The sequence below is a fragment of the Chitinibacter sp. GC72 genome (assembly GCF_009760905.1).
Taxonomy (GTDB): domain Bacteria; phylum Pseudomonadota; class Gammaproteobacteria; order Burkholderiales; family Chitinibacteraceae; genus Chitinibacter.
Map to the genome: position 1 here is coordinate 167,847 of NZ_VIRW01000001.1, position 23,018 is coordinate 190,864.

At 54.0% G+C, this 23,018-nt stretch carries 15 protein-coding genes; 6 read left to right on the forward strand and 9 right to left on the reverse strand.

Annotated features, from left to right (window positions below; translation table 11 throughout):
• The first annotated feature begins 251 nt into the window (after window positions 1-251).
• Window positions 252-1,112, forward strand: a complete 861-nt coding sequence (locus FLS37_RS00740) for a PIG-L deacetylase family protein (protein ID WP_157314012.1) — start codon at window positions 252-254, stop codon at window positions 1,110-1,112.
• Window positions 1,113-1,241: 129 nt separating this feature from the next.
• On the opposite strand, the gene FLS37_RS00745 is transcribed toward FLS37_RS00740, so the two are convergent.
• The 5 genes from FLS37_RS00745 to coaD all read right to left on the reverse strand — a co-directional run bounded on the left by FLS37_RS00745 (window position 1,242) and on the right by coaD (window position 6,451).
• Entirely contained in the window at window positions 1,242-2,141 is a 900-nt protein-coding gene (locus FLS37_RS00745; RefSeq protein ID WP_157314013.1) for a GGDEF domain-containing protein, read from the reverse strand.
• A 90-nt stretch (window positions 2,142-2,231) separates the two neighbouring features.
• The gene (locus FLS37_RS00750) at window positions 2,232-3,665 is read right to left on the reverse strand and encodes an exonuclease domain-containing protein (protein WP_157314014.1); all 1,434 of its coding nucleotides are present in this window, start codon (window positions 3,663-3,665) and stop codon (window positions 2,232-2,234) included.
• A gap of 18 nt (window positions 3,666-3,683) precedes the next feature.
• Window positions 3,684-4,616, reverse strand: a complete 933-nt coding sequence (locus FLS37_RS00755) for a class I SAM-dependent methyltransferase (protein ID WP_157314015.1) — start codon at window positions 4,614-4,616, stop codon at window positions 3,684-3,686.
• Window positions 4,617-4,715: 99 nt separating this feature from the next.
• Window positions 4,716-5,918: a formate-dependent phosphoribosylglycinamide formyltransferase gene (purT, locus tag FLS37_RS00760; RefSeq protein WP_198314431.1), complete on the reverse strand. Its 1,203-nt coding sequence runs from the start codon at window positions 5,916-5,918 to the stop codon at window positions 4,716-4,718.
• Window positions 5,919-5,950: 32 nt separating this feature from the next.
• The gene (coaD, locus tag FLS37_RS00765; protein ID WP_157314186.1) at window positions 5,951-6,451 is read right to left on the reverse strand and encodes a pantetheine-phosphate adenylyltransferase; all 501 of its coding nucleotides are present in this window, start codon (window positions 6,449-6,451) and stop codon (window positions 5,951-5,953) included.
• 97 nt (window positions 6,452-6,548) lie between these two features.
• Here coaD and FLS37_RS00770 point away from each other — a divergent pair, with 97 nt between their 5' ends.
• The gene (locus FLS37_RS00770; RefSeq protein ID WP_157314016.1) at window positions 6,549-7,706 is read left to right on the forward strand and encodes an ABC transporter substrate-binding protein; all 1,158 of its coding nucleotides are present in this window, start codon (window positions 6,549-6,551) and stop codon (window positions 7,704-7,706) included.
• Window positions 7,707-7,967: 261 nt separating this feature from the next.
• Here the strand turns inward: FLS37_RS00770 and dnaJ are convergent, their stop codons facing one another.
• The 3 genes from dnaJ to grpE all read right to left on the reverse strand — a co-directional run bounded on the left by dnaJ (window position 7,968) and on the right by grpE (window position 11,786).
• Window positions 7,968-9,095, reverse strand: a complete 1,128-nt coding sequence (dnaJ, locus tag FLS37_RS00775) for a molecular chaperone DnaJ (protein WP_157314017.1) — start codon at window positions 9,093-9,095, stop codon at window positions 7,968-7,970.
• A 68-nt stretch (window positions 9,096-9,163) separates the two neighbouring features.
• Window positions 9,164-11,080: a molecular chaperone DnaK gene (dnaK, locus tag FLS37_RS00780; RefSeq protein WP_157314018.1), complete on the reverse strand. Its 1,917-nt coding sequence runs from the start codon at window positions 11,078-11,080 to the stop codon at window positions 9,164-9,166.
• 160 nt (window positions 11,081-11,240) lie between these two features.
• Window positions 11,241-11,786, reverse strand: a complete 546-nt coding sequence (gene grpE, locus FLS37_RS00785) for a nucleotide exchange factor GrpE (protein ID WP_255446395.1) — start codon at window positions 11,784-11,786, stop codon at window positions 11,241-11,243.
• Between the two features lie 220 nt (window positions 11,787-12,006).
• On the opposite strand from grpE, the gene aceA reads away from it, so the two are divergent.
• Together aceA and aceB are read left to right on the forward strand one after the other, a co-directional pair.
• Entirely contained in the window at window positions 12,007-13,287 is a 1,281-nt protein-coding gene (gene aceA / locus FLS37_RS00790; RefSeq protein ID WP_157314020.1) for an isocitrate lyase, read from the forward strand.
• A 114-nt stretch (window positions 13,288-13,401) separates the two neighbouring features.
• Entirely contained in the window at window positions 13,402-14,988 is a 1,587-nt protein-coding gene (gene aceB / locus FLS37_RS00795) for a malate synthase A (protein WP_157314021.1), read from the forward strand.
• Between the two features lie 110 nt (window positions 14,989-15,098).
• On the opposite strand, the gene FLS37_RS00800 is transcribed toward aceB, so the two are convergent.
• Window positions 15,099-17,633, reverse strand: a complete 2,535-nt coding sequence (locus FLS37_RS00800; RefSeq protein ID WP_157314022.1) for a family 20 glycosylhydrolase — start codon at window positions 17,631-17,633, stop codon at window positions 15,099-15,101.
• 220 nt (window positions 17,634-17,853) lie between these two features.
• Between FLS37_RS00800 and FLS37_RS00805 the strand changes: the two genes are divergently transcribed.
• Complete coding sequence (locus FLS37_RS00805; RefSeq protein ID WP_198314432.1) at window positions 17,854-18,723, forward strand: AraC family transcriptional regulator; 870 nt, start codon at window positions 17,854-17,856, stop codon at window positions 18,721-18,723.
• 235 nt (window positions 18,724-18,958) lie between these two features.
• Entirely contained in the window at window positions 18,959-22,936 is a 3,978-nt protein-coding gene (gene purL / locus FLS37_RS00810; protein ID WP_157314024.1) for a phosphoribosylformylglycinamidine synthase, read from the forward strand.
• The last annotated feature ends 82 nt before the right edge of the window (window positions 22,937-23,018 follow it).

Consider the following 23,018-nt stretch of genomic DNA (forward strand, 5'->3'; position numbering starts at 1 on the left):
GCCCCTGTATGACTTATAAATTGAATTTTTCCCCCATTATGCCACTGCATCGCCAACACCTAACGTCAGCTCAAGCCGGTACAGCGGATTAAAAACTGCGCTACATCAGTGCATCGGGGTTTGGCGGCGAAAAGCGCTTGGTTAGCGCCGAAAGATCGGCCTATACTCTTGCTCATTCTTACGGTAGTCAGATGACTGCGATACACCTACAATAAGACGCAACTTTCTCCCACATTTGGAGCGATTATCCAATGAGCAATCCCTACCTCGCACTCGTTCAAGCCCACAACGAGCTATTACAAAAACAAGATGCCCCGCTTTTTGCCGATTTGAGCACGCTGGGTAGCGCAGCCACCGCAGCCGCCGCCGATGCCCCGGTGGCAATGATTTTCGCCCCCCATCCTGACGACGAATGCATTATCGGCGCATTGCCATTGCGTCTGGGCCGTGAAGCCGCTTTCAAAGTGATCAACGTTGCCGTCACTCAGGGTTCCAACGCAAAACGCCAACCCGAGCGCTGGGTTGAAGTCAAAAATGCCTGCGACTACCTTGGCTGGGGTCTGCTGGAAACCATCCCGGGTGGCCTGATGAGTGTGACCACCAAAACCCGCAACGATGATCCGGCCGCCTGGGCCGAAAAAGTGGCGGTGGTCGCCAAAATCATCAGCGAACACAAACCACAAGTGGTGGTATGTCCGCATGACAACGATTACCACTCGGCACATATCGGTACGCACTATCTGATCGTTGACGCCCTGAAAGCGGCCAATCACAGCTGTGTGCTGGTGCAAAGCGAATTCTGGCGCCAGATGGAAGCGCCCAATGCACTGATCGCGACCAATCTGCAAGACACGGCAGATTTGATCGCTGCACTGGCTTGCCACGTTGAAGAAGTTCGCCGCAATCCGTATCACCTGCGTCTGCCAGGCTATATGGCCGACAATGTCCGCCGTGGCGCCGAAGTGTGCGGCGGCCAGGGTGCTGCAGCGCCAACGTTTTCGTTCGGCACGATCTACCATGTAGGTCGATTCGATGGCAGCGCACTGCAGCCTAGCGACAAAAAATTCACTATCAGCGAAAGCGATGACATCAAGGCGGTGCTGGCGGTTTAAGCAGATTCAGTGCCAAACAAAAAACGGCGCAGATTGCGCCGTTTTTACTTTTTGTCCGTCAAAAAACATATCCGAGCACCGCGCAGTACCAACGCGATCTGCACACTCAACCTCAAGACATCCTGATATTTAAGCAGAAGCAATCCGGTTGCGCCCCAAGCGTTTGGCCTGATAAAGTGCAGCATCCGCGCGCTTAAGGACGTCATTGGTGCTGGTATCGGCCAGGTTCAGTGCGCTTAAACCACCGCTAATCGTCACATCGCGGCCCGCCAGCAGGCCGTGCAATGAGGTTTCAATCTGCCCGCGCAAGCGTTCGGCTAAGGTCAGCGCGACATCCGGTGGGGTATGCGACATCAGAATGACAAACTCGTCGCCGCCAAAACGCAGCGAAACATCGGTATTGCGCAATTCGCGCCGGCACACGGCGGCGATCTCGATCAAGACTTTGTCGCCGGCATCATGGCCAAAACTATCGTTAATCGTCTTGAAGTGATCGACATCGAAAATCAGCACCGATAAAGGCGAGCCGTAGCGCAAAAACACCTCCAGATAGTCCTGCAGCACCGCCGTCATATGCCGGCGGTTCGCCAGGCCAGTCAGCGGATCGGTCTGGCTTTGCTGGCGCAACTGCACTTCCAGATCGTGCCGCTGCGAAATATTGCTGGCCACCCAGATGACTGCGTCTTCGCCATCGACCTGAAAATCCAGTGCCTGCACCCGGCCTTCAAACCAGATTTCGGTCACCGGCCCTTCGCTGGAGAGCCCTTTGACGTCGCGAGCCGAGAGCGCGTATTCAACCACCAGCAAGGCGCGCTGGACCAGCGCCTGCCCGATCACCTGCAAAAACCAGGCGGTTTTTTCATCGGACAGCACATCGGACATCGATTGCCCCACCAGATGACTGCCATCATGGTAGTAGCGCGTATCGATCCCGCCAAAAATGGCGGCGTAGCGCCCGCTACGCGTCAGCACAAACACCGGATCGGGCAAAGCCTTCAGAATGGATTGAATCTGCACCAAATCCAGCATAGCGTCTCCAGTGTTTTAATGTGTGCACTGATGTCCAAGTTGATCGGCTGTCCTGCGCCTGATCTGCCTTGCCCTGTCCGGCATCTTGCTTCAGAGCAGCAATTGCACCGGATGTTTTTTAATTTCACTGCGAATCAGCTTGGCCATATCCAAATCATAAGCAGGGTATGGTGCCGCAAGCAAATCAGCTAGCTCGCTCTGATCATTTACCTGCCCAAGGTATGTCCATTGGTCGATCACGTGCAGCACCTGTGCCCATTCCGGGCCTTCGCGAATCCCGATCGCGCCTGCATACGGCCAGTCGGCCAGCTTGTGTTTGGCCAGCGACGCCAGCAGCCGTGCATTATGCAGGCTGATCACCTCTCGCCCGACACAGGCTCCGCGACACTCGCCTTGCGAGAGCGCATTGCAGGGGCTGATCTGTTGCGCTTTACGCGATTTTTCCAGCCCCAATAGCTGACGGCACAAGCCCTGCCCTTTGATGATCCGGTTTAGCACATTCTGCGCTTCGCGCGCACCGCGAAACGGGCCGAACAAATCACCGCGCGCATTGGCGATCTCGCTCAAAGGAATCAATTTGGGCTGGAGTGGCGTATCCATCGCGTCACTGCCAGGTTCGGGCAGCACGATTTCCCACACCGACTGGGTCTGATCCACCTTACCGCGTGTCGAGGGATTAAACCGAGGGCGCAGCTGGCTGAGCAATTGGCGTTCGAGCAGAGCCGAGCCCAGATCACCCGAGGTTTCCACCCAATCAATCCGGCGCAGCGCCACAGCCAGCATCGCAGCTTGCCCATCGGCCGATTTTTTGCCGAAATGCTGCAAAACGCGGCGGCGCAAATTGCTATTGCTGCCGACAAACAGCGCCTCATCGTGCTCGCCATAAAAAATATACACGCCGGCGGTGTCGGGCAAATCGTCGATGATTTTTTCATCAATGTGCGCTGGCAAAGCAGGCGGGCGAATCAGCTCATCAATCGCTTCCTGCACCCGTGTGGCGCCCAGATCTTGCACCGCAGCATTTAAAAACTGGTAAATCAGCTCGGCGTCGGTCAGCGCACGGTGGCGCTCGCCGTGGTATTGCAGCCCATGCCGCGCGATCAGCGCGTCGAGACTGTGCTTGAATTCGTCGGGATAAAGTTTGCGCGACAGCTGCACCGTGCAGAGCACTTTGGCGCGAAACGTGATGCCGATGCGCTTGAATTCATTGCGCAAAAAGGTGTAATCAAAGCGCGCATTGTGCGCGACGAAAATGCGGTCTTGCAGCTTGGGCAACACTTTATCGGCAAGCTGCGCAAAAGTCGGCGCGTCGGCGACCATCGCATTATCGATACCAGTTAAATCTTGAATAAATGGGGGTATAGGCTGGCAAGGATTAACCAGATTACTCCACGTAGCAATACCCTCACCTTCGACATTCACCTGAACTAGGCCGATTTCGGTAATGCGATCAACCGCCGGTTTGGCGCCGGTGGTTTCCAGATCGAGCAGCACCAGCGGTGCGGGGTAAAAAGGGTAATTCATGCGAAAACTCAGTGCTGATTATTTAGTGAAGCGAAAGCACTGATGAATGCGCTTGTTACGGAAATCTTCCGGAATCGATTGTGCGGTCAGGTTTTCGCAACGGCCGACAAACATCGGGTCCAGCTCAAAGCTGCGCAGATTATTCGAGAAATACAATACGCCGCCCGGTGCGAGCATGCTCATGCACGACTCGATCAGGTACGCATGATCGCGCTGCACATCCAGTACGCCGAGCATTTTTTTCGAGTTCGAAAAGCTTGGCGGGTCCATCACGATCAGATCGTATTTGTTCGGGCTGCACGTCGCTTCACGCAAAAACTCGAACACGTCGGCGCGCACACGCTGATGTTTGACTGGATCCATACCGTTCAAGGCAAAATTGCGCCCCGCCCATTCCAGATAAGTATTCGATAAATCAACTGTCAGCGAGCTGCTTGCGCCACCGGCTGCGGCATAAACGCTGAACGCGCCGGTGTAGCTAAATAAATTCAGGAAACGCTTGCCGGCACTTTCCATCATCACGCGTTTACGCGTATTGCGGTGATCAAGAAACAGACCGGTGTCCAGATAAGCGTCGAGGTTGACTTCAAATTTGAGGCCATTTTCTTCAACGGTAAAAAACTCGCCCGATTCTTCGTTCTTCTCATACTGCGTCAGCCCTTTCATCCGCTTGCGGATTTTCAGCGAGACGTGTTCGATGGGCAGACCAAGCACTTCAGCCGTCGCCGCGTGGATTTCGTCGATCCACGCCGAATAGTCTTCATCAGACTCCATCCAGCCGGTATCGTATTCCTGCAAATGCACACGATCACCGTAAACGTCGACAATCATCGGAAATTCAGGCACATCGCGCTCGTAAATGCGATAGCACTGCAAACCCTGACGGCGCGCCCATTTGCCCCAGTGACGGGCGTTTTTGGCGAGGCGATTGCGATAACTGGTGAGATCCATGGAATTCAACTTTTACTGGTGTAGACGTACAAAGACCGCAGTGTATCAAACCCTGCGGTCTTCTCTGTTGGCATTTAGTACAAAATAACGACTGAAGGACTAATCAGACACCACCACCGGCTGTACCAGCCCGGCAGCGAGCTTGGCCCGATCCCGCGCCACATCGGTATCACTGCCTGCGGCCAAAGCGACACCCATCCGGCGGCGTTCAAACGCTTCGGGCTTGCCAAACAGGCGCAAATCGCTGCGCGGGACGGCCAGCGCGGCGGCGACACCGTCAAATGCGATCCCCGCTTCTTCAACGCCACCATAAATCACCGCACTGGCAGCGGGTTCGCGCTGCCCCACATCGACCGGCAGGCCCAGAATTGCCCGCGCATGCAGCTCGAACTCGGAAAAATACTGGCTCATCAAGGTGACCAAGCCAGTGTCATGCGGACGAGGGCTTACTTCCGAGAACCAGACATCGTCGCCCTTCACAAACAGCTCAACACCAAACAGGCCACGGCCGCCCAAAGCGCCGGTGACTTTGCGAGCAATGTCTTGCGCACGTTCCAGTGCTTTAGGGTTCATGCGTTGCGGCTGCCAGCTCTCAACATAATCGCCTTTCACTTGCAAATGGCCGACTGGCGCGCAGAATGAAGTTTTAATATCACCATCTTCGCCCAGCGAGCGCACGGTGAGCAGTGTGATTTCGTATTCAAAATCGACAAAGCCTTCGACTATCACGCGGCCATGATCGACGCGGCTACCGGCGGCGGCGTAATTCCAAGCGGTTTCAACATCGGAGGCTGATTTGAGCAAAGATTGTCCTTTGCCGGAGGACGACATCACCGGTTTTACCAAGCATGGAAAACCGATTTCAGCCGTCGCAGCCTCTAGCTGCGCCAATGAATCAGCAAAATGGTAGCTTGAGGTGGGCAAACCCAGCTCTTCGGCAGCCAGACGGCGGATGCCTTCGCGGTTCATCGTCAATTGTGTCGCGCGTGCGGTCGGAATCACCGTGGCGAGGCCATCGGCTTCGATGCGCACAAGTTCATCAGTCGCAATCGCTTCGATTTCGGGGACAATAAAATGCGGGCGCTCGGCTTCCACCAAGGCGCGCAAAGTTTGGGCATCGCTCATATTGATGACATGGCTGCGGTGGGAGACCTGCATACCGGGCGCATGCGCGTAGCGATCAACACCGATCACTTCAACGCCCAGACGCTGCAAAGCGATAATCACTTCTTTGCCCAGCTCGCCGCAGCCGAGCAGCATCACTTTGACGGCAGATTGACTCAGTGGCGTACCAATTCTCACAACAAAATCCTTTTTGAAAAACGATAGTGTATTTATTTGGCCAGTGTTTTATAGCCATGCAGCAGACGCATAAAGACCGGATCGGGAACATACTGCTTGACCACGCCTTCCCAGCCTTGCGGGCCAACTAGACCCTTGACCATGGTTGAGCTGATTTCGGCAATTTCGCGCGGCGGCATAAGAAAGATAGTATCGATGTGTGGCGCCAGATCGGCATTGACGTAACGCATTTTGCGCTCGAATTCATAATCGGCAGCTTCGCGAATGCCGCGCAGAATAAACTGCGCGCCCTGCTCGCGTGCATAGTCAACCAAGAAGCGGTTTTGAAAAACTTCAACGCGCAGATTAGGCATCTGGCTAGTCGTTTCGCGCAGCATCGCGACGCGTTCCTCCAAGCTGAAGGTGTATTTCTTGTCAGGATTTTCACCGATGGCGACGATCATTTCGTCAAATAACTTCACACCATGCTCGATCATCCACAGATGACCTTTGGTCACTGGATCAAAACTACCTGCGTAAACGCCACGCCGCATCGCAAATTCTCCGCCAAATTCAGCCAGCACTATACCACCAGCCCACATTAATTTAAGATGAGACGCATCAATTCACATGCAAAGGGGAGAGTGCATCGTGTTAAAAAAACTCATCATCGCTGCGAGTCTCGCGCTGGCCTCACAAGCTTACGCGGATATCACCATCGGCCAATCGGTCCCCACTACAGGTATTGCCGCAGAAACCGGCAAAGCCATGGCAATGGGTGCTTCCATTTATTTCAACCAGGTCAATGGTCGTGGCGGCGTCAATGGTGAGCTGATTAATCATCTGGTCCGTGATGACGGCGGCAATCCGCAAACCACCGTTAAAAACGCCAGGGATTTTATCGAGAAAGAAAACGCGACTGCGCTGATCTCGTTTTACGGCACCGACAATATTGCCGCGCTGCTCAAATCCAAAGTGCTCGACACCAATGGCATCGCGCTGGTCGGCGCACACACGGGCGCTGATTCGCTGCGCAATAATGGCAGCCCCTATCTGTTTCACACCCGCGCCAGCTACACGGTTGAAGTTGATCGCCTGGTTAAACTGCTCAATGAAAATCTGGGCGTCACCAAATTTGGCGTCGTTGCCCAGCAGGGCGGCTATGGCGAAGCGGGAGTGGCGGCGCTGAAAGCGGCATTGGCGAAAAAACAGCTCAAGCTGGCAGGTGAAGCCTGGTACGACAATCAGACCGGCGATTCGACCAAGGCCGCCAAAGAGCTGGCGAAAATCAATCCAGAAGCAATCATTCTGGTGGCCACCACCAAACCTGCAGCCACGTTTGTACAGGAATACAAAAATAGAGGCGGCACGTCGCAGCTCTATGCACTCTCTGCGGTGCAGTTTGAAGAAGTTGCCAAGCAGATCGGTAAGAAAACCGCGCACGGTCTGGGCATTAGCCAGGTACTCCCCTACCCTTACAACACGCGCGCGCGCCTAGTACAGGAATTCCAGAACGATGTTTATGCCGAACTCGGCTCAGGGAGCTCTGGTAAAAACGAAGCGCTGGCTGCCATTGCCAAGTATCCAAGCTACGCGATGCTCGAGGGCTATGTGGCCGCGCGCCTGATAGTGGAAGGCATTAAACGCGCAGGCAAGGCCCCCACCCGCGCAGCGGTGTACAACGCACTGGGTACGCTGAGCCGCTATGATCTGGGCGGCTTTGTCATCGACTACAGCCCAAGCAAACGCAATGGCTCGAATTTCAGCGAGCTAACCATGATGTCACCAACCGGTGCGCTCACACGTTAGAGCCTGCTCACAATCTGCTGCGCTGCGGCAATACGGCGTTAAAAAACACCTTCGGAATGCTCATTTACCATGTGTAAACTCCGCTTCCTCTGTCGTTTTTGCCTCGCTCTAGCTCGCTAGCCCGTGAACACGCGCTTAGATCAGCGCCAGCCACAACAAAAAGGCCATTCGCAATGAATGGCCTTTTTATTTCACAATGCAAGCAGGGGTATTGCCCTTCAAGTCAATAGCTAATTGACCCACAGTGCAATACCCACCCAATCAAGTTGCGAAGAATTCCTTCACCTTATCCATAAAGGATTTGGCACGCGGATTGTGTTTATCCGAATCGCCCTGGCTGATCTCCTCAAACTCTTTGAGCAGCTCTTTCTGGCGGCCAGTGAGCTTCACTGGCGTTTCAACCACGACATGACACATCAAGTCGCCGGTAATCGCGCTGCGCACACCCTTGATGCCTTTGCTGCGCAAACGGAATACCTGACCGGTTTGCGTCTCGGGCGGAATGGTAATCCGTGCTTTACCCGACAGCGTTGGAATCTCGATCTCGCCACCCAGCGCGGCAATCGCAAAGCTGATTGGCATTTCGCAATGCAGATCATTGCCTTCGCGCTCGAATACCGCGTGTTTTTTGATGTGCGTGACCACATACAGATCACCCGGTGGCCCGCCATTCACGCCCGGCTCGCCTTCGCCAGACAGACGAATACGATCGCCCTCATCAACCCCGGCCGGGATCTTCACTGCCAGTGTTTTATGCGTTGAAACGCGGCCTGTGCCGGAACACTTGCGGCACGGATCGGGAATATATTTACCCGTACCGTGACACGTTGGACACGTTTGCTGGATGCTGAAAAAACCTTGCGCTACGCGCACCTGGCCATGGCCATTACATGTGTGACAAGTTTTGGCTTCCGTACCCGGTTTCGCGCCGGTTCCGTGACAACTATCGCACTCTTCATGCGATGGAATCTTGATCTGCTTTTCAACGCCGCGCGCGGCTTCTTCCAGCGTGATTTCCATGTTGTAGCGCAAATCTGCACCACGATACACATTGCTGCGCCCACCACGACCGCCACCGCCGCCGCCAAAGATGTCGCCAAAAATATCGGCAAAGTCACCAAAACCACCGCCACCAAAACCGCCACCGCCCATACCGGCCTGCTGATCAACGCCAGCGTGGCCGTATTGGTCGTAGGCCGAGCGCTTCTGGCCATCCGACAGAATCTCGTAGGCTTCTTTGGCTTCCTTGAATTTTTCTTCGGCATCTTTCGCATCCGGATTGCGGTCCGGATGGTATTTCATCGCCAGTTTGCGATACGCTTTTTTGATTTCTTCATCCGAAGCGTCGCGATTGACGCCCAGAATGTCGTAAAAATCTTTTTTTGCCATGATGCTCTTCCAGACAAAAAGGCACAGTCGCCCGCAGTGCAAGCGCTGTGCCTAGTGTTTATGCCAAATTACTTTTCTTTAACTTCGGTAAATTCAGCATCAACTACGTTGCCGTCATCCTTAGCGTCGTTGCCTGCAGCTTGCGCGCCAGCTTCTGGAGCTGCTTGCTCAGCGTACATCTTCTCAGCTACTTTGTGGCTCGCTTTCATTAGGGCTTCAGTTTTGGCTTCGATGGCTTCTTTGTCGTCGCCTTTCACTACGCCTTCAAGTTCAGCGATAGCAGCTTCGATTTCCACTTTCTCATCGGCTGTTACTTTGTCGCCCGCGTCAGTCAACATTTTCTTCACTTGGTGGATCATCGCTTCGCCTGAGTTGCGAGCAGTTACCAATTCGTGCAGTTTTTTGTCTTCTTCCGCGTTCAATTCAGCGTCGCGTACCATGGCTTCGATTTCAGCTTCAGACAAACCTGAAGAAGCTTGGATCGTGATTTTCGCTTCTTTGCCAGAGGCTTTGTCTTTCGCGCCAACGTGCAAGATACCGTTTGCGTCGATGTCGAACGTAACTTCAATTTGCGGCACGCCACGTGGTGCTGGTGGAATATCGCCCAAGTTAAACTGACCCAGCGATTTATTCGCCGACGCTTTTTCACGCTCACCTTGCAATACGTGAATCGTTACCGCGCTTTGGTTGTCATCCGCAGTTGAGAACGTTTGTGACGCTTTCGTTGGGATCGTCGTGTTTTTCTGGATCAGCTTGGTCATCACGCCGCCCAGTGTTTCGATACCCAGTGACAGCGGCGTTACGTCGAGCAGCAAGATGTCTTTACGATCGCCCCCCAATACCGAGCCTTGCAATGCCGCGCCCACGGCAACCGCTTCGTCTGGATTAACGTCACGACGTGGATCTTTACCGAAGAAATCTTTGACCGCGTCCATGACTTTAGGCATACGAGTCTGACCGCCGACCAAGATGACGTCGTCGATGTCGGAAGCTTTCAGGCCAGCATCTTTCAATGCAATTTTGCATGGCTCGATTGAACGGGCAATCAGATCTTCAACCAGTGATTCGAATTTGGCACGGGTAATTTTCAGCACCAAGTGTTTCGGACCCGTTGCGTCCATCGTCACGTAAGGCAGATTAATCTCGGTTTGCGCGCTAGACGACAATTCGATCTTCGCTTTCTCTGCCGCTTCTTTCAGGCGTTGCAGTGCCATTACGTCGTTTTTCAGATCAATACCTTGTTCTTTCTTGAATTCGGCAATGATGTAATCCATCAGACGTTGGTCAAAGTCTTCACCGCCCAAGAACGTATCGCCATTGGTAGCCAATACTTCAAACGCAGTCGAGCCATCAACGTCAGCGATGTCGATAATCGAAATATCGAAAGTACCACCGCCCAAGTCGTAAACGGCGATTTTACGGTCGCCCTTCGCAACTTTGTCCATACCGAACGCCATCGCCGCAGCCGTTGGCTCGTTGATGATACGTTTTACGTCCAGACCGGCGATACGGCCCGCGTCTTTAGTCGCTTGGCGTTGGCTATCGTTAAAGTAAGCCGGAACGGTAATCACCGCTTCGGTCACTTCTTCGCCGAGGTAGTCTTCAGCAGTTTTTTTCATTTTGCGCAGAATCTCGGCAGAGATTTGCGGTGGCGCCATTTTCTTGTCACGCACCGAAACCCATGCGTCGCCGTTGTCGGCAGAAACAATGCTAAATGGCATTGAGTCGATGTCTTTTTTCACTTCTTTATCGACAAACTTGCGGCCGATCAGGCGTTTTACCGCGTACAAGGTGTTTTTCGGGTTAGTTACCGCCTGACGTTTCGCTGGCGCGCCAACCAGAATCTCACCGTCTTCCTGGTAAGCAATAATCGATGGCGTAGTACGCGCGCCTTCAGCATTTTCGATTACTTTAGGTTGGCCATTTTCAATCACAGCCACACAGCTGTTCGTTGTACCCAAGTCAATACCAATAATTTTACCCATTTTGATTTTCCTTCATCTCTAGTGCCTGCCGCATTGATTATTCAGTGCGTTTGATGCGGCAGTATTGTTAAATAACCATGACTGCTAAGTGGGGATACCGTTTTCTTTTTCAAGAGGCTTTTTTGCGCTTTTATCGCTCAAGCCTTTGAATCGGTAGCGCTTATTTGGCTGCAGCCACCACCACCATCGCCGGGCGAATGGTGCGGCCAGACAACTCGTAACCTTTTTGCATCACCTGAACGACGGTATTGGCTTCTTCGTCACTTGGTACGGTTGAAATAGCCTGGTGTTTGTTTGGATCGAGCTTCTCGCCCATCGGGTTGATTTCACGCAATTCGAATTTTTCGAACACAGTCACCAACTGCTTGGCGGTCAAATCAACGCCCATTTTCAGGCCTTCAAAGTTGCCCGATTGATCGAGCAAGGCCATATCCATTGCGTCTTTGACTGAAATGATTTCACGCGCAAATTTTTCAACGGCAAATTTGCGGGCTTTTTCAGTCTCATCTGCTGCACGGCGGCGAGCATTTTCGGCCTCGGCGCGTACATACAGAATATCCTGACGGGCTTTTTCCAGATCAGCCAAAGCTTGAGTCAGCAGCTCATCGGTGCTTGGCGCTTGGGCTTCGCTCTCTTGTTGCTCAACGGGAGCGGCTACTTCTTCGTGCATTTCAGGCTTAACTTCTTGATTCATGATGTCCTCCAACAGCGAATGACGGGTAGATTGGGATAAGCCACATCATTTCAAGGGCTTTTCTGCTGAAAAAGCAGCAGCGCTAAGTAATTGCCCCAATATGTAGTCTTTATTTTTCAACTACAATTTATTGTGCGTTGCAATATTTGTTGCAATGCAAAATATTCCTGCTTCAATTAATACCAGCCTTTCGATTTGACCCGCCGTTTTCAAAGATCACAGGGAGCACGCCATGAGTAACGCCGCTGAACGCATTGCCGCACTTGAACACGATTGGAAAACCAACCCACGCTGGGCTGGTGTCACCCGCCCCTATTCCGCCGCCGATGTCGAACGGCTGCGTGGCAATTTACTGCAGGAATACACCATCGCCCGCCACGGCGCGAACAAGCTCTGGCAGCTAATGCATGAACAATCGTACGTGCATGCACTGGGTGCGCTCACTGGCAATCAGGCCATGCAGCAAGTCAAAGCGGGCTTGAAAGCGATTTATCTGTCTGGCTGGCAAGTGGCGGCCGACGCCAATTTAGCGGGCGAAATGTACCCCGATCAATCGCTCTACCCTGCCAACTCGGTACCACAAGTGGTGCGCCGCATTAACAATACGCTGGCACGGGCGGATCAGATCCATCATGCCGAAGGCGACGATAGCATCGACTGGTTTGCTCCCATCGTTGCTGATGCGGAAGCGGGCTTTGGCGGCGTGCTCAATGCATTCGAGCTGATGAAAGCAATGATTGAAGCAGGTGCGGCTGGCGTGCACTTTGAAGACCAGCTCGCTTCGGTTAAAAAATGCGGCCATATGGGCGGTAAAGTATTGGTGCCAACGCGCGAAGCCGTTGAAAAACTGGTTGCCGCACGACTGGCTGCCGACGTCATGGGCGTACCGACGATTATCGTGGCACGCACCGACGCTGAAGCGGCCGATTTGCTCACCAGCGACGTGGATGACAATGACAAGCCATTCTGCACTGGCGAGCGCACAGTCGAAGGCTTCTACAAGACGTATCCTGGTCTAGAGCAAGCCATCTCTCGCGGTCTGGCCTATGCCCCCTATGCCGACTTGGTGTGGTGTGAAACAGGCAAACCGGATTTGGAATACGCTCGCAAATTTGCGCAAGCCATCCACGCTAAATTCCCGGGCAAAATGTTGGCGTACAACTGCTCACCTTCGTTCAACTGGAAGAAAAATCTCGACGACGCGACGATTGCCAAATTCCAGAAAGAGCTGGGCGCGCTTGGCTATAAATTCCAGTTCATCACTTTGGCGGGTTTCCATGCTTTGAATTACGGCATGTTCAATCTGGCGCACGGCTACGCACGTGAAGGGATGACTGCGTTTGTTGAGCTACAGCAAGCGGAATTTGCAGCGGCCGATCGTGGCTTTACCGCGGTCAAACACCAACGTGAAGTGGGCACTGGTTACTTTGATCAAGTCACGCAGGTAATCCAGCAAGGTCAATCATCAACGACGGCGCTGAAAGGCTCAACCGAAGCCGAGCAATTTCACTGATCAAACTATGCAGGGGCTCAGTCTGCAGTGATGAGCCCTATTGCATTTGGTTTGCGATCCAATCAGCGCAGCCTAGCCAAGCTAGGCTGTAAGTACATACAGGGAGTACACGATATGTCGACAACATTGGCAGGTATCCGCGTCAAAGGCCATATCAGTGCCGAGTTCGGGAAGATACTCTCCCCTGATGCGCTCGCCTTTCTGGCCGAACTACACCGTTTATTCGAACCTCGCCGCCGTGAATTAATGGCAGCGCGTCTTGCCCGGCAAGCGCTGCTCGATCAAGGCGTCAAACCGGATTTTCTAGCCGCAACGGCGCATATTCGCTATGGCGAATGGAAAATCAGCCCGCTACCGGAAGATTTGCAAGATCGCCGCGTGGAAATCACCGGCCCCGTCGAGCGCAAAATGATGATCAATGCGCTCAATTCGGGCGCTAAATCGTTTATGGCCGATTTTGAAGACTCAAACACGCCCACCTGGGAAAACCAGATCGAGGGGCAAATCAATGTTTATGACGCTTATCGGCGCACGATTCGCTACACGAGCCCGGAAGGCAAAGAATACGCGCTAAATCATGAAATCGCGACGCTGCTCACCCGCCCGCGCGGCTGGCATTTGATGGAAAAGCACGTCGAAGTCGACGGCGAAATCATGTCTGGCTCGCTGTTTGATTTCGGTCTGGTCGTGTTTCACAACCTACAATATCGGCTTAGCATCGGCAGCTCATGCTACTTCTATCTGCCCAAAATGGAATCGCACCTCGAAGCGCGGCTCTGGAACGATGTGTTTACCTGGGCCGAGGCCGAATTGAAAGCGCCGCATGGCTGCATCAAGGGCACGGTACTGATCGAGACGATTCTGGCGGCGTTTGAGATGGATGAAATTCTATACGAATTGCGCGAGCATTCTGCCGGATTGAACGCTGGGCGCTGGGATTATATTTTTAGCTGCATCAAAAAATTCCGCAGCAACGACGATTTCTGTCTGGCCGATCGCGGCAAAATCACGATGACCGTGCCGTTTATGCGCGCGTATTCATTATTGCTGCTCAAAACCTGCCATCAGCGCGGCGCACCGGCGATGGGCGGCATGTCGGCGTATATTCCGGTCAAAACCGACCTTGAAGCTAATGAACGGGCGATGGCGCAAGTACGCGCCGACAAAGAGCGCGATGCAGGCGATGGCTATGATGGCGGCTGGGTCGCACACCCAGGGCTGGTACCTGTTGCTAAGGCAGCCTGGGATTCGGTTCTGGGGCAATACCCCAATCAAATCCATAAGCAACGGCTGGACGTGCAAGTTGCGGCCAGTGATTTATTAAATTTCCAGCCGGAGGCGCCCATCACCGAAGCGGGTGTACGCGGCAATATTTCGGTCGGGGTGCAATATCTGGCTTCGTGGCTGGCAGGCATGGGTTGTGTGCCGATTCATAATCTGATGGAAGACGCCGCAACCGCCGAAATCAGCCGCTCGCAAATCTGGCAGTGGATACGCTCGCACAAAGGCGTGCTTGATGATGGCCGCAAGGTGACAAGCGCGCTGTTTAGCCAATTGCTGGAAGAAGAAGTGGCTAAAATCGAACAGCAAGGCCGCTATAGCGCCACGCTCAAAGAAGCCGCCCGCTTGTTTGAGCAAATCACCACCAGTGATGAATTTGTCGAGTTTTTAACTTTGCCAGGCTATACGCGGCTAGCTTGATACCCATAATGGTATACCTCTGTAGCAATTGCTTTATTTGATCTACAGAGCAATACCCGATAAAAAAGCCTCGCAGATGCGAGGCTTTTTTGATTTCAACAAGGGTCTGATTACACCGCAACCACCCGGCTACGGCGATTATTGCTGCTAAAGGCTGCCACTTTCATCGTTGCCGTGGCTGCCACAGGGCCGGTATAGAGCGCTGAAGCTGGCGTTGGGTCAGAGCCATCGGTGGTGTAGCGAATCGCCAAGCCTGGTGCCGAAGTATTGGCGTACAGCTGGCCCGCTTCCACTTTCACGCCCGGCAACGGGATGCGGTAGCCGTAGCCGCCGAAGTCTTCCGAACGTGGGAAGCCATCGAGACGTGGCAATTCGCGTTGACCCAAGCGATTGGCGAATTCGTTCCAATCCGCGTCGATTTTGCTCTGGCGAGCGGCGGCATCAGCGATTGAAGTCCACGCTGGATCTTTCGCCCAGGCGCGTTCGGCCAGAGCGATCGTGCGTGGCATCGCCAAGTATTCGAGGCGGCCGCGGTTGCGGATGTTTTCCGCCCACAATTGGCCTTGAATCCCGATGATGTTTTTAGTGCCTTCTGGCGTCAGGCGTACTTTGCTGGCGATATTGTCTTTATCCAACGCATGGCCAAACAAATTAACCGTCGCCGTCGTGAAAATATCGAGTGGTACAAACTCAAACGCACCACGCGTTTCGATAAAGCCGCCCCAGTAGTAACCCGGCTCCAGTGGGTCTTTCGCGTAGGCCAAGTCAAAATACAGATTCGTCACGTTCGACAAGACCGTTTTATAGCCGGCGTTAGCCAACTGGTAAGCAAAGTCTTCCTGACCCCAGCCCCATACGTTATTCCACACGTACGGGCGGAAGTTGGCGTTGACGAATTCTGGATTCGGGCCGTGGGTATGTACACCGTTGACTTCTTTTTTCACCAGTGCAATTTCTTCCCAGCCGCCAAACACCAAGCCGTATTTTTTCAGCAGATCGCGGTAGCGGGCGAGGAAGTAGTTTTGCAGCTCGACGATTTGCGTCATGCCCTGCTCTTTCATAAAGGCTTGGCAAACCGGCGATTGTTCCCACGCACCGTGCGGTACTTCATCGCCGCCGGTATGCATCGTCGTAAACGGCGCGCCCGCTTCTTCAAACATGGCTTTCACATCGTGTAGCACGGTTTCGATAAAGGTGTAGCAGGATTCCTGACCAATACAGATTACATTGTCGTGCCAGAGCTGCACGGACTCATACACCGATGCGTCGTTAAAGTCGCACAACAGGTATTGCTTGGCTTCAGCCTCGCGGCCTTCGGCCATCAAACGCGTGTAGCGCACATTCATCGCCTTGATCGCGGCACGCGCATGGCCTGGCACGTCGATTTCTGGCACGACTTCGATATGGCGCGCGGTGGCGTATTTCAAGATTTCGATGAAATCAGCTTTGCTGTAATAACCACTACCCGCCTTACCCGCCACGTCGCCGCCCGAGCCAAAGCATGGCACCAGATTGTCGGTTTCGTCCGCCGTGTAACCGCGCAAGCTACCGATTTCGGTTAGTTCAGGCAGGCTAGGAATTTCCAAGCGCCAGCCTTCGTCGTCGGTGAGGTGGAAGTGGAACTGGTTCAGCTTGTATAGCGACATGCATTCAAGCAGGCGCAGAATCGTTTCTTTGCTGGTGAAGTTACGGCCCACATCGAGGTGCATGCCGCGGTAGGCAAAACGTGGCGCATCCACAACTTTACACGCGCCAACGGCGAGTTCTGCTTGCGGGTTCAGGAAGGCCGCCACTGGCAATAATTGACGTAAACTTTGAATGCCGTTGCACACGCCCGCAGCGCTCGCGCCGGTAATTACGATGCCTTGTGGCGTTACGTCGAGCTGGTAAGCCTCGTTAGGCGCCAAAGTATCGCTAACGTTCACCGCGCTAATTTGCAGTTTGATCGTTGCCGCGCCCGCTGGCGTAATCGCCGCGCGTTGCAATGTTTTGCCGCTCACATCATGCAGGCTGGCTTGCAGCAAAGCCGCTTCATTGGCCAGATCAGCCGAATGCACGATATAGGTATTTTTATTGATTACAAACTCGCCCGCTGCGGCAGTGTAGCTCAGCGGGGTTGGCGTGATTTTGCTCAGGCTATCGGCTGGCAACAGAGTCAGAGCGGCATTATCGGCATAGGTTTGTGCAGCATTGCTCAGCGCGACCTGATCGGCAGCATTGCGATTGCGCTGCGCTGGCGTGGCAAACTCGGCAATTTCCGGGTCGCCAATCACTTCCATCTGCGCATTCGGCGTGCCCACGTCGTAAACAATATAGAAACCCAGCGGCGCGTCGGTTTCGCTAATCACCCAGAACAGGCCTTCGTAATCGAAAGTGCGGGTTTCACCCGGCTGCAATGCGCCGAATTCAGCTTTGGGCTCAAGGCTCCAGAAGTCGCCATTGACGTGCGTGACCAGCACATTGCCCGATACGGTTTCAGGCTTGATTTTGCGACAGGTATTGAAATAGATGGCCCAGCCTGATGCTGGCAGGGGCTGATCGGATAGATTGGTCAGCGTCAAAGCAGCGAGAAAGTTATCGCCGTTATGAGCGTTGGTTTTATTGGCCCATGTTAATTTTAAATGCGCACCTGCTGGCTTGTTCATTCTTGCTTTCTCCCTTCGGTTAATCAATCGGGGCCGTCTTCCCCATCCAGCACAGTGTAGAAGTGCCAAAGCCGTAATGCCAAGCACTGCTTACGGGCTGTCGCCAGGATGGTCGCCCCTCGCCGCTGATTGCCATTTATACCGCCAAGCCACCACAAAACATCCATCATTAGCCCAAAAAAGAATAGAATTAGCCCAAATCATTAAACAGGGCATCAAGATGCTGATACGGGAATGGATCGGTAACTCGCAAGGCCACGCCTGGCGGCTTAATCATCATCTGGCCGAATCGCTGCCGTTCAATTTTCATTTCCATCCCGAGTACGAGCTGACACTTACACTGGGCGGCACAGGCCAGCGGCATATCGGCAGCGATCTGGAAGGCTTTGCTCAATGCGATCTGGCGCTGGTTGCGCCCAATCAGCCGCACAGCTGGCAAGCACCTGCGCGCGCCGATGGCGGGCAGATCGAGCTGCAGGTGGTGCTGTTCCGGCTCGATTGGCTGGTTTCGCTGGCGGAAAATGGCATGCCTGAGCTACGGCATTTGTGCCAATGGCTGGCGCAAATCCGGCAGGGCGTGGTGTTTAGCCCCGACTGCACCCGCATTATTGCGCCCCGATTGGCGCAGCTGCATGAATTCTCCGGGCTGAAACGGCTAACGGCCTTGCTCGATATTCTGGCCGAGCTGGAAAACGATCAGGCTGCGCGTTTTATCAATGGCGAGCTAACGCAGCTAGACCCGGATCGCCGCTTGATCAGGGCCATGACACATTTACAAAACCACTATTTGCAGGCCGTCACGCTGGACGAGCTGGCCCAGGTTGCCGCCTGCAGTGTGACCACCCTGAAAAGACTGTTTGCCCAGCAAATGAAATCGAGCTTTAGTCAGGAGCTTTCGCGCTTGCGTATCGCCCATGCCAGCAATCTGCTCCTGACCACGGATCGCGGCATAGACTGGATCGCCAGCCAAAGCGGCTACCCCTGTTTAAGTCATTTTTATCAGCAGTTTAGCGAGCGGCTGGGCCAAACGCCCAGCGCCTTCCGGCGACAGGCCAAAGCGCACTCGACGCAAGGACAATACAGGGTATAGCCCGTAACAGTATATGCAAAAATGCCTGCAGCCATATACCCCAAGCACGTCAGTAATACTGCATAGCACAAGCCATTCTGGCTGTTTTCAGGGCAAGGAACAAGAAGCCGCGCGACAGATGACAGGGTCTGCAAGAGAGTGATTTTGCAGTGGAAATCACGCTTTCTTTCTCCTAGAAGTAGCCATTTTTCGGTATGATTACGTACTTTTTGCCAAATTTCTGGGTTCTATAGACATGGCCAACGTGCTCCAACTACGCGGCGGTACCGCGCTTTCACCGTTCCGGATTGAAAAATTAGCAACTGCGCTCGCCGCGCAAGGTCTGACTGTCAACCTTTATGCCGAATACTGGCATTTCATCGAATTGAACGCCGATTTGTCCGCAGACGATCAGGCCGTCCTTGAGCGCATTTTGAGCTATGGCGAGCCAGCCAATCCGGCACAAGCCGCTGGCACACCGATTCTGGTCTTGCCCCGTTTGGGCACCATTTCACCGTGGTCTTCCAAAGCGACCGACATCGCGCTGCACTGTGGTCTAGACGGCAAAGTCGCGCGTATCGAGCGCGGCATGGCCATTTACGCGAGCAAAGCCGCCGGCTCAGCGCTCTCTACCGCAGAAAAAAATACGCTGTTGCCGCTGATTCACGATCGCATGACCGAGCAAGTCTTCGAAGGCTTGGCGGCGGGCAATGAGCTGTTCCGTCATTTTGAGCCAACTGAACTGAAAACCGTTGACATCTTGGGCGGCGGTCAAGCGGCGCTGGAACAAGCGAATACCGAATACGGTCTGGCGCTCTCCAGCGATGAAATTGAATACTTGGTAGAAAATTTCAACAAATTGGGCCGTAACCCAAGCGACGTTGAATTGACAATGTTCGCTCAGGCGAATTCCGAGCATTGCCGCCATAAAATCTTTAACGCCAACTTCATCATCGACGGCCAAGCGCAAGACTACAGCTTGTTTGGCATGATTCGCGAAACGCATAAAGCGTCACCAGAAGGCACTGTGGTTGCTTACTCGGATAATTCTTCGGTGATCGAAGGCGCAGAAATCGAGCGTTTCTTCCCAGCCAGCAACGGCGCGGAATACACATTCGAAAAACAAAAAACCCACATTCTGATGAAAGTGGAAACGCACAATCACCCAACCGCTATTTCTCCATTCCCCGGCGCAGCCACGGGCTCGGGCGGCGAGATTCGTGACGAAGGCGCAACGGGTCGCGGCTCGAAACCGAAAGCCGGTTTGTGTGGTTTCACCGTATCCAATCTGAATTTGCCAGGCTACGTACAAGACTGGGAAAGCCCGGAATACGGCAAGCCAGACCGCATTGCTTCGGCGCTCGACATCATGATCGAAGGCCCAATTGGCGCGGCGGCATTCAATAATGAATTTGGTCGTCCTAATCTGGCTGGCTATTTCCGTACGTTCGAGCTGGATGTGAACGGCGAGCGCCGTGGCTACCACAAGCCGATCATGATTGCCGGTGGTTTGGGCAATATCAGTGCTGATCATGTCACTAAAAACGGCTTGCCTGATGGCTCATTGTTGATTCAACTCGGCGGCCCGGGCATGTTGATCGGCATGGGCGGCGGCGCAGCGTCATCGATGGACACTGGCGCGAATGCGGCTGATCTGGATTTTGATTCGGTACAACGCGGCAATCCGGAAATGGAACGCCGTTGTCAGGAAGTGATCGACCGCTGCTGGCAGCTGGGCGACAAAAACCCAATTCAATCGATTCACGACGTCGGCGCAGGCGGTATTTCGAATGCCTTCCCAGAGCTGGTGAACGACGCAGGCATGGGTGCGGTGTTTAACTTGCGTAAAGTAAACATCGAAGAGCGCGGCATGGCGCCAAAAGAAATCTGGTCAAATGAATCGCAAGAGCGCTACGTGCTCGGCATTCATCCGAATGACTTGCTGACTTTTGAAGCGATTTGCGAGCGCGAGCGTTGCCCATTTGCGGTTATCGGCCACACGACCGACGAGCGCCATCTGACGGTAGAAGATCCTCACTTTGGCAATAAGCCAGTGGATATGCCGATGGACGTGCTGCTGGGCAAACCGCCAAAAATGACGCGCGACGTCACTCGCATCAAACCAGAACTCAAAGTATTCGATTCATCGGCACTCGATTTGAAAGAATCGCTGTATAAAGTACTGCAATTGCCATCGGTGGCCGATAAATCATTCCTGATCAATATTGGCGATCGTACCGTTGGCGGCTACACCGCTCGCGATCAGATGGTTGGCCCATGGCAGATTCCGGTGGCCGACGTTGCAGTTACCACCATGGGGTATAACACCGTATGCGGCGAAGCAATGGCGATGGGTGAACGTACCCCCCTTGCCTTGATCAACGCAGCAGCATCGGGCCGGATGGCCGTCGGTGAAGCGCTGACTAACTTGGCTGCCGCACCGATTGCCAAACTGGGCGACGTTAAACTGTCGGCCAACTGGATGGCGCCAGCCGGCCACCCGGGCGAAGACGCTAATCTGTACGACACGGTCAAAGCTGTCGGCCTCGAATTGTGCCGCGAACTGGGTGTATCGATTCCGGTCGGCAAGGACTCGCTGTCGATGAAAACAGTCTGGGACGACGCAGGCGAGAAGAAAGCCGTTGTTGCCCCTCTGTCACTGATTATTTCCGGCTTTGCACCAGTGAGCGACGTACGCAAAACGCTGACCCCTCAATTGGTGACGGGTGTTGAGACCGACTTGCTGCTGATCGACTTGGGCACCGGCAAATGCCGTCTGGGGGGCTCGGCGCTGGCGCAAGTCAATGCCGAAATCGGCAACTGGGCACCGGATGTAGTCAGCGTTGATCACCTCAAAGCCTTCTTTGCGACTGTACAAAAACTGAATCTTGAAGGCAAATTGCTGGCTTATCACGACCGCTCGGATGGCGGCCTGATTGCCACCGTCACCGAGATGATGTTCGCCAGCCATTGCGGTGTAACCTTGGAAATTGACGAGCTGTGTATTGATCGTCGTGTACGCCAGCGCCAGCAACATGAAATCACGCCAGAAGACGTAGCACGCGCCGAAAATGGCCGCGTGATGGGCGTATTGTTCAATGAAGAGCTGGGCGCGGTACTGCAAGTCCGCCGCAGCGACACCGCTGCCGTAATCGCTGCATTTATGCATGCGCAATTGGCTGGTGAATTGCACGTCATCGGCACGACCAATATTGATGACAAGCTGAAAATCAAAAAACGCAACCGCATGTTGCTGGATGAGCCACGTGTTAGCCTGCAACAAGCGTGGAGCAAAACCAGCTGGCAAATCCAGCGCCTGCGCGACAATCCAGAATGTGCCGATGCTGAATACGCGCGCATTGCCGACAAGAATGACAAGGGCTTGTTTGCCAAATTGACATTCAATCCATCGGATGACATCGCTGCGCCGTTCATCGCCAAAGGCGTGAAGCCTCGCGTTGCCGTATTGCGCGAGCAAGGTGTGAACGGCCATATCGAGATGGGCGCTGCGTTCAACCGCGCTGGTTTTGCCGCAGTTGACGTCCACATGAGCGACGTGATCGCTGGCCGCATCAACCTGGCTGACTTTATGGGTCTGGCCGCTTGCGGTGGTTTCTCGTACGGCGACGTATTGGGCGCGGGTGAAGGCTGGGCGAAATCGATCCTGTTCAACGCGGCTGCACGCGCGCAGTTTGAAGCCTTCTTCAACCGCGCCGATACCTTCGGCCTGGGCGTGTGTAACGGTTGCCAGATGATGGCGAACTTGTCAGGCATCATCCCTGGTGCCGAGCACTGGCCAAAATTCACCCGCAATCAGAGCGAGCAGTTTGAAGCACGCTTTGTGACGGTGGAAGTACCACAATCACCATCGCTGTTCTTCAACGGTATGGCGGGCAGTCAGATGCCAGTGGTCGTGAGCCACGGTGAAGGTTTTGCCAACTTCAGCCGTCCAGGCGATGTGAGCCAGTCCCAGCAAGGTGATATCAACAAAGTGCTGGTTGCCCTGCGCTACGTCGATAGCCACGGCAAGCCAACGCAGCAATATCCGCTGAACCCGAACGGCAGCCCACAAGCCATTGCCGGCGTAACCACGCCAGACGGTCGCTTTAGCATCATGATGCCGCACCCAGAGCGCGTATTCCGCACGGTACAGAACAGCTGGCACCCAAGTGATTGGGAAGAAGATGGCGCATGGATGCGTATGTTCCGTAATGCCAGAGTCTTCCTTGGCTAGAGAGCAATACCCCCTAGTAAATCAAAAAGCCCCATCCGATGATGGGGCTTTTTTATCGCCGCTGACAAATTTGCTGGCGAAG

Bases quoted from the DNA above. Each gene is read 5' to 3' on its own strand.
- FLS37_RS00740 (WP_157314012.1), top strand. From the start codon at position 252: ATGAGCAATCCCTACCTCGCACTCGTTCAAGCCCACAACGAGCTATTA.
- FLS37_RS00745 (WP_157314013.1), bottom strand. From the start codon at position 2,141: ATGCTGGATTTGGTGCAGATTCAATCCATTCTGAAGGCTTTGCCCGAT.
- FLS37_RS00750 (WP_157314014.1), bottom strand. From the start codon at position 3,665: ATGAATTACCCTTTTTACCCCGCACCGCTGGTGCTGCTCGATCTGGAA.
- FLS37_RS00755 (WP_157314015.1), bottom strand. From the start codon at position 4,616: ATGGATCTCACCAGTTATCGCAATCGCCTCGCCAAAAACGCCCGTCAC.
- coaD (WP_157314186.1), bottom strand. From the start codon at position 6,451: ATGCGGCGTGGCGTTTACGCAGGTAGTTTTGATCCAGTGACCAAAGGT.
- dnaJ (WP_157314017.1), bottom strand. From the start codon at position 9,095: ATGGCAAAAAAAGATTTTTACGACATTCTGGGCGTCAATCGCGACGCT.
- dnaK (WP_157314018.1), bottom strand. From the start codon at position 11,080: ATGGGTAAAATTATTGGTATTGACTTGGGTACAACGAACAGCTGTGTG.
- aceA (WP_157314020.1), top strand. From the start codon at position 12,007: ATGAGTAACGCCGCTGAACGCATTGCCGCACTTGAACACGATTGGAAA.
- aceB (WP_157314021.1), top strand. From the start codon at position 13,402: ATGTCGACAACATTGGCAGGTATCCGCGTCAAAGGCCATATCAGTGCC.
- FLS37_RS00800 (WP_157314022.1), bottom strand. From the start codon at position 17,633: ATGAACAAGCCAGCAGGTGCGCATTTAAAATTAACATGGGCCAATAAA.
- FLS37_RS00805 (WP_198314432.1), top strand. From the start codon at position 17,854: ATGCTGATACGGGAATGGATCGGTAACTCGCAAGGCCACGCCTGGCGG.
- purL (WP_157314024.1), top strand. From the start codon at position 18,959: ATGGCCAACGTGCTCCAACTACGCGGCGGTACCGCGCTTTCACCGTTC.